Below are 15,475 nucleotides of genomic sequence, written 5' to 3'. Positions count from 1 at the left end.
ACTTTTGTTAATGATTAAAGAAATGTCAAAATATTTACCTTTTAAACTTTAAATTAGAGCGGTATTTTAAAAAAGTCTTATTTATAGTTTGCTTTTTTATCAAGATAGCCAAATTTCCCACCAGAAAATTTATCCATAATCTGATTTAGACCCTTTTATATCAATTACATCCAAAAAAAAGAGTCACAATTTGTTAATTGTAACTCTATAAACTATTTGTTTTAAATCTGATCTAAAAGATGATTCTGAATTAATTTTCTTCAATAATCTTTAATCCCCACGGTTCGATCTGAATCTCTTTGTTTTTTATTACACTTTCCGAAGAAAGCAATTCTTTACCCTCTTTGTATGGGTAACTAAATGAGCTTGCAACGGATGAGTAATTAAAATAATAATGAATTGTTTTACCCTTTTCATTTACTCCTGACTTTGTAATCAAAGGAAAAGACAGTTGTTGGTCTAATCCCCACAAATCTGCTTTTTTTAGCGCGCCTTCTACTATTTTTTCAGTAACGGCAGTACTTGTCGAACATCCAATATAAGTTGCTAAACCTTTGCCATAACTGTTTTCAGTTATTGCTGCGTATTTTCCCCAAACCGGATGGTCATAGTAAGCTAAAACTTTTGCTGTAGTAGGCGTAATTAATTCCATCCATGTGCTCACTTTATTTTTTTCAACACCAACATTATATGGATCCCCTTTCAAAGAAACATTTTCAGGAATGGTAAATTGACTATAACTAATACCACAGGCTTCCTCAATAATACCAGGTTGCTTAGATGTTCTAACTTTTACATTTTGATCCGAAAATCCACTTTTAAAAGTATAAACAACATGGCCTCCATTTTTCACAAAGCGATTTAAGCGTTGCAATAAACTATCTGGTGCAGCATATAAAGCGGGAACAACAATCAATTTGTAGTCTTCTAAATTATTACTTGAAGGATCAACAAAATCTACTCCAACATTCATACGATATAAGGCATCATACAAAGGACGAAGAATGTCATTATAACTTTCCTTAGATCCCCAGCCGAATCCAAACCACTTGAATGCAGTTAATGCTTCATTGCTAAAAAGAACAGCTACTTTATTTTTCTTTTTCAGATTAATTAAATGGGAACTTAGTCTTTCAAAATCCTTACCAATAGTTTTGGCTTCATTATACGTTGGATTGGGTTCAAAATCATGACTGAGCAATCCTTTCCAATACGTTTCGAAAGAATTATGAATGGAATGCCAATGCCAATACTCCACCATATTTGCTCCAGATGCCAGATGGCTAAAAGCCTGTAATCTTAATTGTCCTGTATAGGGAACCCATTGTGCAAAACCTTGCGCTTCGGTTTCAAGAACCAGATAGTTTTTTCCACCTTTCATCGAACGGGTTAAATCACCTCCAAGAGAGATTTCGATACCGGTGAGTTTGTCCTGTGTAGGATGGTAAATATCCACTCCTGCAATATCCATTGCTTTTGCAGCGGCAAAGTGATCTACATCAGGTTGAATGCCATACGAATATCCTCTCCAGTCTAAATCAAAGTTTTGTGTCACAAACTGCTCCGGGTGTTTGTATTCTTTTACTATTGATGCTTGCCAGGTCAAATAATCCGTTACCAGTTTACGCTGAAATTTTGAAAATTCAGAACCAAGACTTGCATTTATTGTTCCAACTGTTGAAGGAAAATCATTCCAGTTATTGATGCGGTTGCTCCAATAATCTAAACCAAATTCTTTATTAATGACATCCAGCGATTTAAACTTTTCCTGCATGTATTTCACAAAAAGTTTTTGTACTTCAGGACCGGCAGTATTGTATGCTTTAGTTTCATTATCTACTTGGTAGCCTATTATAGCGGGATGATCCTTTACATGCTCCATAATTTTTCGAATTACAATTTCAGCATGTTTACGAAAATTTGGATTGGAAATATCCATATTCTGACGAGCTCCATATCTATTGGGACCATCTGGAGTTATAGCTAATATATCCGGATATTTTCGTACTAGCCAAGTAGGAACTGCATACGTTGGTGTACCAACAATTACGCTTATTCCGGCTTTGTGCATGGCATTTAGAACTCGGTCAGTATGAGTAAAATCGAACACACCATCTTGCGGTTCAACCGTACTCCAAGTTGATTCGGCAATACGAACCACATTTATACCGGCTTCTTTCATCATTAGAATATCGGTATCCAATCGGTCATAAGGCATATATTCATCATAATAAGCAACTCCATAAAGTAGCTTGTCCATCTTGACACTTTGTCCGGATGCAACTGTTTGCAGGCAAAAAATAAAGAGAAAATAAAAAATTATTTTATTCATTTTAGTTTTAGGATTTAAAATTAATTACTTGTTTCTAACGAATGATTTTTTGGAGGTTTAATGTTCAGTTTGGTATTTGTTCTTTTGTTTGTTTCCTGAAAAAAGTTAGCCATTTTTATTTTTTAATTGATTTCAAAAATAGAATTAAATTTTCTGAACACTATGATTTGTTTAAATTCTGATTTTAAATTGGTATTAATAACAGACAAAATATTCTAGTAATATTGTCTGTTATTAATATTGGGACGTACAGCCATAAATTTAGACCTTATAAACATACCTTAAGGTATTATTTTTCTTCAATAATTAATACGTTCCAAGGAAGTATTTTAATGATTTCTCCTTTTGCAACTGATTTCTCAGATACTAATTCTTTCCCAGATTCATGAGGATATTTTAACTCCTTATCTTCAGAAGAATAGTTGTAGTAAAAATGTACTTTATTTCCATAATCATTCGTACCCGATTTGACAATAATAGGCCAACTTAGATTAAAGTCTGGACTTTCAATTCCAGCTCTTGTGAGCTCTTGTTTAATAATCTTGGTTTGAATCTCATCTGAGAATATAGACCCTTGATAAAGTAGGGTTCCCTTGCCAAAGTTATTTATTGTAACTGCTGGATATTTTGAAAAAAACGGATTGTCATAAAAGGCAAGTGGTTTTGCAGTTTCAGGAATAATGAACTCCATCCAGTCTTTAGCTAGATTAACATTATTTTCAACGCCAAATGGATTGTCCTTTAAGGATAGTTCTTTAAAATTGGAAAATTCCTGATAATAAAATCCACAGGCTTCACGCAACGGACCTGGAGCTAACATTGGGCGAACCATAGAATTTTCGTCACAAAAACCGCTTTTAAATTGCATTATTACATGTCCTCCATTTTTTATATAAGTATTGATTTTTTTAAGAAGCTCATCAGAAGCTATGTATAAGGATGGTATAATTAAAAGTTTATATTTATCAAAATTTGGTCTTTCAGAAAAAACAAAATCAACACCAACATTGTTTTGATAAAGAACTCTGTGGAACTGAGCTACCAATTGGTTACGATAGGCGCTACCGTCTGAATCGGTCCAGGCGGAACCACTTCCATTAAACGGCATAAAATTCAAACCATCATTAGAATCATGGCTAAAAAGAATGGCTACTTCATTTTCCTTCTTAAGGTTTACTAATTTCTTTCCAAATCTTTTTAGGTCATGAGCAGTTTCTGTGACTTCGCCATAGGCTCTATTGGGTTCTAGGTCATGCGATAGTACTCCTTTCCAGTAAGTTTCTTGTCCGTAATGAAGTGAAGACCAATGCCAATATTCAACCATATTTGCTCCAGAACCAATGTGAGCAAATACATTTTGTCTTAATTGTCCCGGATATGGAGGGAATTGAATCGATGAATTCCAGCCAATTGTTTGTGCATTAGTTTCAGTTACAAGATAATTTGTGTTTTTGACAGATCTAAAATAATCTCCTGAAAAGGCTATTTCATTCCCAGTTAATTTATCTTGTACATCATGATAAATATTAACCCCCATTACATCCATTTTTGCAGCACTTTCTAATTGATCAACATCTTGGACAGATGGCATAAAACAATGGGTAATAAACTGATCCTTACGTTTGTATTCCTGAACTATTCCAGATTGCCATTTTAGAAAATCAGCAACAGCAATTCGGTTAAAACGTGCCCAGTCTAATTTATAACCTGTGTTTGTTACACCGTCTCTAGGAGGTACCTCTTCCCAGCTATCGATAGTCATCCCCCAATAATTAAGACCCCATATTTTGTTAAGATTTTGTGGTGTTTTGTATTTTTTTTTAAGATAATTTACAAAACTTACTTGAAAATCGTAGTTATTAACTCCTCTTGAAGTTGTTTCGTTGTCTACTTGATAACCAATAATTCCTGGATGTGAAGTAAAATGTTCCATCATTTTACGGATGATCCGTTCCGAATAAAATAAATAAGTAGGATTTGTAATATCCATATTTTGCCTAATCCCATATTTTGCTTTTGCTCCATTTTTAAAATCAATTAAGACTTCTGGATGTTTGTGCCATAACCAGGCAGGTATTGAATATGTTGGTGTTCCTAAAATTACTTTAATGCCAGCTTCATGAAATTTATCGATAATACGATCTAGCCAAGCGAATTCAAATTCTCCTTCACGGGGTTCATATAAACTCCATGTTGATTCTCCAATACGGACAACTGAAATGCCCGCTTCTTTCATCATCTTTACATCCTTATCCAGTCGTTCGGAAGGCATATACTCGTGATAATAAGCTACACCATAGAGTATGTTATCAGGAACAAATGATTGAGCATTTATGTAATAAGGAAATAATGCAAATAATAATAAGAATCGAATTGTTTTCATAATTTCATAATTTAAAAAAATAAAGAGTCTTTCAACTTAATGATTGACTCTCTATTTCAATTATTGATAAATTTATTTTCTAATACCCAGGGTTTTGAATCAAATTTTTATTTCTATTCATTTCATCTTGCGTAATAGGAAGAAGATATGACTTATTAATCCATGATCTGTTTCTAACTTCTATTGTAGAATAGGTCGGTTTTGTTGAGCCATATGGGTAAATAATACTAACGCCTTGAGCATTAGTGAGTACGTTTGGAGCAATCATCCAACGACGAACATCAAAATATCGTTGTTGTTCATAAGACAACTCTATACGTCTTTCATTTCTAAACCTGTTTACTAATGTTTGTCCAGATTCACTAGTTGGGACATTCGGCATACCAGCTCTTGATCTGATCATGTTTATATACTGTTTAGCCTCAGTTTCTTGTCCAAGCCCTAAACATGCTTCAGCATAGTTCAAAAGAATTTCAGCATACCTCATTTGTCTCCAAGGCAATTTTTGTTTTACATATTGATGGTTTATAGAAGGATCAATAAATTTTCTTGTATAATACCCTGTGTAAGAACCATTCCAATCTTCAATCGGTCCTTGTCGAGTATCAAGCCCAGGTACGAATGTACCATTCGCTTGCTGATATTTTCCAGTTTGGATAATCCCTAATGGATCAGCTGCTTTCACATCATCTGGTCTTTCTCTCCATTTAGCCCCATCATATAAAATATTGGCATAAAATCTTGGATCTCTATTTTCATAGGGAGCTATCTTTTGTGTTGGATTATTCCAATCAAATTTTGTCCCGTCATTCATCTCATATGAATCAACCAGTTGCCCAAGAGGGGAAGAACCACCCCAGTTATGATAGCCGTTTGGTCCAGTGAACAAACCTGGATTGGAAGAGTCCCAATTAGTATAATTTATATTATCTACAAATGTTAATAGCATATCCTCTTGATTGCCATTATTTATAAAAAGTTTTTTATAATTATCTATAGCAGCTTCTTGAGAACCAGGATTTGTTCCTCCAAATAGATCATAAATTCCAAGATCAATTACAGCCTTGGATGCATTTTTTGCAGCTTGCCAACGTTCAGTTTGAGTTCCCGAAGTGTATCCAATTAATTCATTATTTGCATAACCGGATGTCCATGATCCGTTAGAATTAAACAAGTCACTGGCTGCATAAGTTAATATTCTTGATTTTAACCCAAGTGCAGCCCCTTTAGTTGCTCTAGCTTTGTCACCACTAATTGGTAATATAGCAGCTGCATCGTCCAGATCTTTAACTATAAATTTAATACAATCCTCAAATGTGCTACGAGGAGTCAATAAATCATCATTAGAAGTAAAGGCTTTATCAATAAGAGGGACGCCTCCATAAAGACTAACCAATGTACTATAATAATGAGCTCTTAAATATAGTACCTCACCTCTTAACTGTGCAATTTCTGGACTTGTAAGGTTTGAATTAGCCATATTGTCAAGAAAAATATTGCATGATCTTATGTTCTTATAAAGATTAGGCCAGCTATAATTTCTAAAGCTAATGTTCCAATGATCTGATGAAAAAATAGCCAAATAGCTGGGATTAATTTCGCTTTTTACAATAGGATCGCTATCAAATTGCCATGTATCTAATGCATCATCACTTAATGAAGCTAATGTTACATTTTCAAAACCTTCTGGTAGACCTCTGTAGATATCGCTAACGTAGGCTTTTATCAAAGCAGGATCCTGCCATACAGCAGCATCAGAATATCTGTCTGATGGTACCACATCCAAAAAATCGTCATTACATGAAACAAAAGTTCCAAGAAAGACCAATAAAATTATTGTTTTTATATTTTTCATTACTATCTTTTTAAAAATTTATATTAAATCCAAAATTTACAACTTTGTTAAGAGGATAATTCTGTCCGTTACCAGAGACATTTTCTGGATCAAAGTCTTTCATGTCAGGACTATAGGTTAGGAAATTAAATGCACTTACATAAATTCTAACCTTTTGAAAGTTTGCTTTGCTTGTTAAGGTTTCAGGCAATGTGTAGCCTAGTTCAATATTTTTTACTCTTATATAATCTGTTTTATGCAACCAATAGGTGTTTCCGTTTGCAACCCAGTATTCATTACTTCGGTTAAATGTTCTTGGATGTTCACTGTTAGGGTTTGCTTCTGTCCATCTATTATCGTAAAAGCTTTTAAGGAAATTTCCTAATTCACCAGATTCTGTTGATTCGTAAAACACACCACCTGTTGCTCCCTGTAACAATATACCCAAATCAAATCCTTTATAGCTAAAATCTAAATTAAGACCACCAGTAAAAGTTGGCGTACCGCTTTTATCAAATCTAACCTTATCATTTGCATCAATAACATTATCTTTATTAACATCTTCAAAAATAACATCTCCTGGTCTGGCTCCTTGCCAATGAGGGTAAGCATCTACAGCAGCTTGGTCTTTAAATACACCGATTGAATTATATAAAAGTTGTGCGCCTATTGGTCTTCCGGTTGTTTGCTGATACGCAATAGCTCCTGGAGCTTCATCCCAAAACAATATCTTATTTTTTGCAAAAAGACTATTAAAGCCAATACTGTATTTAAAGTCGTTAATCTTATGTTTATAAACAATATTAAAGTCTATTCCTTTGTTTTCTACTTTTCCTATATTTTCATCAGGTAGCGTTAGTCCAGCAGATGTTGGTATAGATGCATTTCTTTTCCATAGTATGTCCTTTCTTAAGTTTATAAAATAATCTGCAGTAAGAGTCAAATCCCCATTTAAAAAGTCAGCATCAATACCTATGTTTTTCTGAATCGCTGTTTCCCAAGTTACACCTGTGTTAGGCAAAACTCCTTCATAAAGACCTTGTTCTAAAGTACTTCCTCCATTCGAGATATATACTAAATTATTTACGGAGTACGATGCAAGATATTGGTAAGGGTTAATTAAATCATTACCTGTTTTTCCTGCAGAAGCCCTTAGTTTAGCAAAACTGATAAAACTAACATTATCTTTCCAGAATTTTTCTTCAGAGAGGACATATCCTAATGATACGCCAGGGAAGAATCCATATCTGCTTGATTTGTCAAAAATGTAGGATCCTTGGTATCTCCATACAAATTCTGCTAAATATTTATTCTTAAAACTATAATTTACTCTTCCTAAATAGCTAAGACGTGCTTCTTCGGAAGCTGATCCATTATTGCTTATATCTTTCTGTCCTCCTGCAAATAATTGGTCGATTGCTGTTGAAACATAATTTCTTCTATAAGCGCTAAAATAATCACCTTTGCTTGTTATTTTTTCAGCACCAACTAGAAAATTAATATCATGGTTTTCATTAATAGTTTTGCTGTAGTTTAATAAACCGTTTAAGGTTATATTTTGAGAATCGTTAAATGTTTCAGTAAGCCTTGCGTCAGAAAATCCTTTTTGTCCTGGAAGAAGTACAGGTTCTCCTTGAGCATCAAGAGACGAACCATCCCATGAATATAATGTCCAAGGTGTCTCCCATCTTTTATCAAATCGGTAGCCTTTATCTACTGAAGCTTTTCCTTTAAACGTAAGTCCATCGATCCCTGGTACTTTTATGTCAATCCCTAAATTTGAATTTAAATTATATCTTTTATCTTTGTCATAACCAGTGGCATCTGTTGCAGTCACAACGGGGTTATCTCCAAATTCAATATCTGGTCCAGGCAAACCATTTGGCCAATAAGCCAATAAATTTGGTTTACCTCGCATTACCATTCTAAAAATGCTCTGTGCAGAACGGGTTGGGTAATTACGGTCTTCTAAACTTGCATTTAAATCAAAAGTAAGATTGACATAATCATTAACTTTAATGTCAAGATTTGATCTAAAATCGGTCTGTTTATATTTTGTCGCACTATTACGATAAAATCCATCCTGTGATTTTTGTGAAAGGTTTACAAAATATTTAACGACATCAGATCCTCCACTAACAGATAAATTCGCGTAATTTTGAGCAGACCAAGGTTTTAGTGTTTCTTTAAACCAGTCAGTATTAGGATAACGTAGCGGATCTGACCCATCACTGAACTTTTGAATTTCATCAGCTGTAAACCTTTCAGTTCGGGATGCATATTTATCAATTTCATTGAGAAGAGTAGCGTACTCAGATGAACTAGCCATTTTTGGAAGTATAGTAGGCCCTGAAAATCCTTGATTAAAAGATAAACTTACCTTTGGTTTTCCACTAGTACCCCTTTTTGTGGTAATTAGTATAACTCCGTTAGCAGCCTGAGCTCCATATATTGCGGCAGAAGCATCTTTCAAAACGGAAATATTATCAATTGTACTTGGGTCTATTCGTTCTAGTGAACGTCCAGCTACACCATCAACGACAATAAGTGGTGATGAATTTCCAAATGTATTAACACCTCTAACTCTAAGTGTAACTCCATCAGAACCTGGTTCTCCTGTTCCAGAAATAGCGACTACTCCGGGTACACGACCTCCAATGGACTGACTAACATTGGTAACAGGCGATTTTACTAAATCCTTTCCCTGAACCATTGATACAGCTCCAGTCAATGTCTTTTTTTTCTGTTTACCATAACCCACTACAATAACCTCAGTTAGTGAAGTAAGCTCACTTTTTAAAGCAATATTCACTTGAGATTTGTTCCCAACAGTTACTTCTTGATTTAAATGCCCTATATAGGAAAAAACAAGAACATCGTTAGATGTAGCTTTTATAGAATAGTCACCGTTAACGCCAGTAACAATTCCAGTGGGAGTTCCTTTTATTGTAATATTAACCCCTGGCAATGGCATTGCATCTGTTGCGGAAGTAACAATTCCTGTGATAATCTTATCTTGTTGAGCAGACATTGTATAAGATGAAAATAGCATAGCTATTATTGCTAATAACCATTCTCTTTTTGGCAATAAAAAATTGCAATAATAGAATAATCTTTTGTTTGTTTTCATTCTGTTTAGTTTTGGTTAATTTATAAGTGTGTATTTTACATTTGTAAATTTAATTAAAAAAAATCTACAAAAACAAATTAATATGATAAAAAAAATAGCAAAAAAAAAGAGATGTTGTAAATTAAGTGTAAAAACAACATTTAAATATTGTGATTTTGTAAAAAAAAAGCAGTTTTTTACAATTACTTTGTGTTAAGTTAACGCTTTAGTTCAAAAAACAAACAATTATATAAAAAATCAACGTTCTTAATTATTTCAAAAAAACATTTGAATAGTTACTTTTTAAACTATAAATCAGAGCGATATTGTAAAAAAAGTCTTGTTTATAGCTTGTGCTTTTCAGTAAATGAACCAGATTTCAAACCAATAAATCGTTGCTAATCATCTCAATCGATCGAAATAGAAAAAAAATATGCATTTATTAATCTATTTTGCTCCTTATAAAAGCATTCAGAATAACGCAAATTGTTGTTTTTAATAAAGTTTCTAACATCTTATTTTATACCGATTTAAGGCTGTTATTTTTTTCTTTTAAGCTTGCTAAGTGTAAAATCTACATTAATAAATTATGAAACCTATAAGGAAGTTTATATATTTACCCTAAAAAATGGAGTATGTTAAATAGTTATAGTTCTGCTGACAAGGTTTTATTAGCAGTAGATTGTATCATTTTCGGATTTGATGAGGAAGGTTTAAAAATACTTTTAATAAAGAGAGATTTTGAACCTGAAAAAGGGAAGTGGTCTTTAATAGGAGGATTTCTTAAAAAAGAAGAAGTATTAGACACTGCGGCAATTAGAATTCTTGATCGGTATACGGGTCTTCAGGACATCTATATGGAGCAACTATATGCTTACAGTGAAATAAATCGTGACCCTGTCGAAAGAACTATTTCGGTAGCTTATTATGCATTAATTAATATTGAGAATCACAACGAAGAGTTGACACAAAACTATCATGCACAATGGTTTAGTATTGCTCAAGCTCCTAAATTAATTTTTGACCATGATTCTATGGTAGAACACGCCATTAGAAGATTGCGTTATAGAACGTCTATAAAACCTGTTGGATTTGAGCTTTTGCCGGAAAAATTTACCATGCGCCAATTGCTGGAATTATACGAAGCCATTTTAAGTAAAGAACTGGATAAGAGAAATTTTATCAGCAAGATAAACTCGTTAGATATTCTTGTGAAATTAGATGAAAAAGACATGATGTCCTCCAGAAAAGGGTCTTATCTGTATACGTTTGACAAAGAAAAATATGATGCAAAATTATTGAATGATTTTGTTTTGAATTTATAAATAGTTTTAGATTCTGAATCCCAAATCAACTTTTGGAATAAGAAATTAGCTTCAGAATTTTAAGAAATAAAAAAGGAAGTCTCGTAAATGAGGCTTCCTTTTTTTTGGGAACCAACTAAAAATGGTCAGAAATAATGGTATTCTCTTGATCTACTACAATTTCGATGATTTTAGATTATTTCTTATGAATTAAAACTACCTTAGTATATAAAATGGCTGAAAATAGGGTAGTTCTAAATGATTAAAGGTTTCCGTGTTTAACTATTCCCTTTGTTATAATCTGCTAAAAAAGTAGCTAAACCACTATCAGTAAGTGGGTGTTTTAATAATCCTTCAATAGCGCTTAATGGGCCTGTTATTACATCGGCTCCAATTTTGGCACAATTCAAAATATGCATGACGTGACGCACTGATGCAGCCAAAATTTGTGTTTCATAACCGTAATTGTCATAAATCAATTTGATTTCAGCAATTAATGCCATCCCATCGGTAGAGATGTCATCTAATCTTCCGATGAAGGGAGATACATAAGTGGCTCCGGCTTTTGCAGCAAGCAATGCCTGACCTGCAGAAAACACTAAAGTACAGTTGGTTCTTATTCCTTTGTCCGAAAAGTATTTTATCGCTTTTATCCCTTCTTTAATCATTGGAATTTTTACTACGATTTGAGGATGCAAAGCTGCTAATCTTTCTCCTTCGGCAATCATTCCTGCTAAATCAGTTGAAATCACTTCGGCACTGACATCACCATCCACCAACTCACATATTTTTACATAATGAGCAATAATATTTTCAGCTCCCGTAATTCCTTCCTTCGCCATTAGCGATGGGTTGGTGGTTACGCCGTCTAGGATCCCTAAATCATTGGCTTCTTTTATGTCTTTTAAATTTGCTGTATCGATAAAAAATTTCATGTTTTTATTATTTAGTTTTGTGGTTGTTTATTTATTTTCTTCAATGTATTTAAGGATTGCTGCGCAAGCATGTTCACTGGTAAATCCAAATTTTTCGTCCAATACACTTGCCGGAGCAGAATAACCAAAATGGTCCAATCCAATCACTTTTCCACTATCTCCTATCAAACCTTCAAGGTTAACCGGAAGCCCGGCTGTTAGTCCAAATACCAATTTCCCTTTTGGGATGATACTTTCTTGGTATGCTTTTGATTGTTGTTTGAATAAACCTTCGGATATAATTGACGCTACGTTTATTTTTAGATTTTTCTCTTTTTCCAATATAGATGCAGCGGCTAAAAGCGTAGCCACTTCCGATCCATTTGCGATTAAAGTGATATCAGGATTTTGTGTTGATTTGACCAAATATCCACCTTTCACTGCCTCGGTTGCCTCTTCATATCTTGAAGTTCCTTGTGCAGGAATGTCTTTGATATTTTGTCTGGAAAGAATCAAACCGGTTGGCGTTTTGGTATTGTTTAATGCCATGTTCCAAGCTACCGAAGTTTCTATAGCATCCGCTGGGCGTAGCGCCAATAAACTTTGATTTCCAGAATGGTTTTTTATTTTTTCCATTAAACGAATTTGTGCTTCCTGTTCAATAGGTTGGTGCGTAGGTCCGTCTTCACCCACTCGGAAGGAATCGTGTGTCCAAACATATTTTACCGGTAATTCTTGAATGGCTGCTAATCGAATCGCAGGTTTCATATAATCGGAGAATACAAAAAATGTTGCCACCACAGGAATAACACCTCCATGAAGTGCAATTCCGTTAGCTATAGCAGTCATGGTCAGTTCCGCAACTCCGGCTTGTAAAAAAGCTCCGCTGAAATCATTTTTTTGCAATATGGATGATTTTTTTAGGAATCCGTCTGTTTTATCACTGTTGGACAAATCTGCCGAAGAAACAATCATGTTTTCCACATGTTCTGCTAAATAGGCAAGTACTGCAGAAGAAGCATCTCTTGTGGCTGCATTAGGTTTTTGGACAACACTGCTTAAATCTAATTCTGGGAGTTTTCCGGATAAAAATAAATCCATCTTTTGAGACAGTTCAGGATTTTCTTTTTTCCAAGTGGCTATTTGAAGCTTTTTATAGGCTGATTTTTCAGCTTTTATTGCTACTATTTTTGCATAATGTGCTTCAACTTCTTCAAAAATAACAAATGGATTTTCAGGATTTGCATTTAGATTAATAAGTGTTTTTATATAATCTGCTTTGGTATCGCCAATAGGTTTTCCATGCAATTCACATTCTCCTTCATACATGTCGCCAGTTGCAGTAACAGTACCTTTCCCCATAATTGTTTTGCCAATTATTAGAGTTGGTTTTTCTGATTCTTCATGAGCCTCATTCAGCGCTTTTCTAATTTGCGCATGGTCATGGCCGTCTATAGTTATTACATTCCACCCCCAAGCTTCGTATTTCATTGCTGTATCTTCGGATGTTACTTCATCGGTCATGGATGAAAGCTGCACATCATTAGAATCATAAAACATAATAAAATTGTTCAATCCTAAATGTCCCGCTATTCTCCCTGCTCCCTGAGAAATTTCTTCCTGAACACCACCATCGGTAATAAAACCATATATTTTGTGATTAAAGAGCCCTTTAAATCGGGCATCTAAAAATTTAGCTGCAATGGCGGCTCCCACACCCATAGCGTGCCCTTGACCTAGAGGGCCTGAGGTGTTTTCTATTCCTCTGAGTACGTCTACTTCCGGGTGACCTGGCGTAACGGAACCCCATTGTCTAAAATTTTGAAGATCTTCTTTTTTATAATTTCCCAATAAATAATATTGAGAATACATTAATGCTGATAAATGTCCCGCATCCATAAAGAAACGGTCTCTAAAAGTCCAATCCATTTCCGTTGGATCAAAATTCAGATATTCAGTGTACAAAATGTGCATGTAATCTGCAGCTCCCATGGCACCTCCGGGATGCCCCGACTTTGCTTTTTCTACCATAGAAATGGCGAGTGCTCTTATATTATTAGCTGCTAATTGGTCAATTTTTTTATTCATAATTTAATTATAATAGTTTCGTGTAATTAGAAAAAAGGACATCATTTGTTTTCATTATAGACATCCCAACATAGAAAATTTTTGTTTCTAAATCCATTTCAAATGGTTTTGCTTTGAAGGGGTTGGTTCAAGATTAAACGTGTTAATAGCTCTAAAAACGTATTGTTGTATTTAATTATTGTCATCTGTTATTCTTAAGTACGTCAAATAAAATGCTGTTTTTGAGGATTTAACGCTGGAATTAATAATAAGTGTAAAAAACACATTTGCAAATGTATGAAAATTTATTTTACAATAACAAATAAATTATTGTTCTTGCTTTTTTAAAACGGGAATCGCATTTTCTTTGCCAATAAAAAATAACATCTCTATTTTTTTAAAATTAGGAATGCAAATAAGGCGATTGTTTTTACAAAGAATTTCGAATTATCAAAGCGCACTTGTTTTCTATTTGTTCCTTTTTTCCTTTTAAAATCATCTGCGCCAAAATTTTTCCCATCGCTTCAAAATTGGTAGAAATAGTGGTTATTCCATTTGCAACTACTTTTTTGAGAGGAGTTTCGTTATAGGAAATAATCCCAAAATCACTGCCTAATTTTAAGTTTTGAAGCTTTGATTTTTCAATCACACGAACCAAATCCCTGTCGTTTGGAATTATATATACTTCACCGATGCTTATTTCTCTGTCAGTAAATTCAGTGATCACTTCATAATCAAATGAATAATCGTTACAAAAATTCAAAAACCCTTCTTTCATTCCCGGTGGTTCTCTAAATCCAGGGAAAATCATAATGAGCTTTTTATATTTATTTAACCTGGATTTTCCTTTGCATAACCCATCAAAGATGTCTTTCTTATGATTCTGGTAAATTGCGGGATAGGATTCTAGTTCAAGATTGGTCTGATCTAGTATAAAAACTTCATTTACTGGTAGGGTTTTTATAAAATCAGAGACATCGATTAAGTTGGTTGGCATTATGATATACTTCGTGTAATTTCCGTTATTATCATTTATTAATTTTTTGAAAACTTGTACATTAAAATAATGGAAGAAAATATCTACCTGTACATTTTTCCCAATATTTTTTACAAACGAATTGTAGGTGTCTTCCTTGAAAATGTTTAACTCATCAAAAAGTAAAAAAATCCTTTGTTTTATAGTGATTTCAACACTTTTAATGTAGTATCCTTTGCCAGGGATGGCGTAAACAATGCCTCTTTTTTTTAATTCATCGTATGCCTGTAGAACGGTATCACGTGATAATGAAGAAGTCAAACAAACTTTATTTACGGATGCAAGTCGGTCTCCTTTTTTTAGTTTTTCTTCTTCTATTGCCTTTTCAACTGAAAGAATTATCTGCTTATATTTTGGAACTCCAAGATTATTTTGGATCGAAATAATTTTCATAAATAAACATTTTTCGTGCAATATACGAAAAACTGGTAGGTACTGGTATGCTAAAGTGAATTAATCGTATAATTTTGAATTTCATATTTCATAAAAAAATATT

8 protein-coding genes are annotated in these 15,475 nt (G+C 33.7%); 1 reads left to right on the top strand and 7 read right to left on the bottom strand.

All coding sequences use genetic code 11. The features are described 5' to 3' along the window. Positions 1-250: 250 nt before the first annotated feature. From FNW38_RS08985 to FNW38_RS08970, 4 genes are all read right to left on the bottom strand, one after another. Complete coding sequence (locus tag FNW38_RS08985; protein WP_143387204.1) at positions 251-2,260, bottom strand: beta-galactosidase; 2,010 nt, start codon at positions 2,258-2,260, stop codon at positions 251-253. Positions 2,261-2,621: 361 nt separating this feature from the next. Continuing rightward, on the bottom strand, positions 2,622-4,715 hold the full coding sequence (locus tag FNW38_RS08980; RefSeq protein ID WP_143387203.1) for a beta-galactosidase: 2,094 nt from the start codon (positions 4,713-4,715) through the stop codon (positions 2,622-2,624). A gap of 79 nt (positions 4,716-4,794) precedes the next feature. Continuing rightward, on the bottom strand, positions 4,795-6,570 hold the full coding sequence (locus FNW38_RS08975) for a RagB/SusD family nutrient uptake outer membrane protein (RefSeq protein ID WP_143387202.1): 1,776 nt from the start codon (positions 6,568-6,570) through the stop codon (positions 4,795-4,797). 10 nt (positions 6,571-6,580) lie between these two features. After that, the gene (locus FNW38_RS08970; protein WP_218043832.1) at positions 6,581-9,679 is read right to left on the bottom strand and encodes a SusC/RagA family TonB-linked outer membrane protein; all 3,099 of its coding nucleotides are present in this window, start codon (positions 9,677-9,679) and stop codon (positions 6,581-6,583) included. A gap of 614 nt (positions 9,680-10,293) precedes the next feature. Between FNW38_RS08970 and FNW38_RS08965 the strand changes: the two genes are divergently transcribed. Beyond that, positions 10,294-10,983, top strand: a complete 690-nt coding sequence (locus FNW38_RS08965; protein WP_143387201.1) for an NUDIX hydrolase — start codon at positions 10,294-10,296, stop codon at positions 10,981-10,983. A 257-nt stretch (positions 10,984-11,240) separates the two neighbouring features. On the opposite strand, the gene fsa is transcribed toward FNW38_RS08965, so the two are convergent. From fsa to FNW38_RS08950, 3 genes are all read right to left on the bottom strand, one after another. Next, complete coding sequence (gene fsa, locus FNW38_RS08960) at positions 11,241-11,897, bottom strand: fructose-6-phosphate aldolase (protein WP_143387200.1); 657 nt, start codon at positions 11,895-11,897, stop codon at positions 11,241-11,243. Between the two features lie 27 nt (positions 11,898-11,924). Continuing rightward, a complete protein-coding gene (locus FNW38_RS08955; protein WP_143387199.1) occupies positions 11,925-13,964 on the bottom strand; it encodes a transketolase family protein in 2,040 nt (679 codons plus the stop codon). Between the two features lie 409 nt (positions 13,965-14,373). Further along, positions 14,374-15,372, bottom strand: a complete 999-nt coding sequence (locus tag FNW38_RS08950; RefSeq protein WP_144064806.1) for a GntR family transcriptional regulator — start codon at positions 15,370-15,372, stop codon at positions 14,374-14,376. Between the last annotated feature and the right edge of the window lie 103 nt (positions 15,373-15,475).

The sequence above is a fragment of the Flavobacterium gawalongense genome, assembly GCF_007097265.1.
In the GTDB taxonomy this organism is placed as follows: domain Bacteria; phylum Bacteroidota; class Bacteroidia; order Flavobacteriales; family Flavobacteriaceae; genus Flavobacterium; species Flavobacterium gawalongense.
Note: the sequence above shows the minus strand (reverse complement) of the source record. Positions and strands in the feature narration are given on the sequence as shown.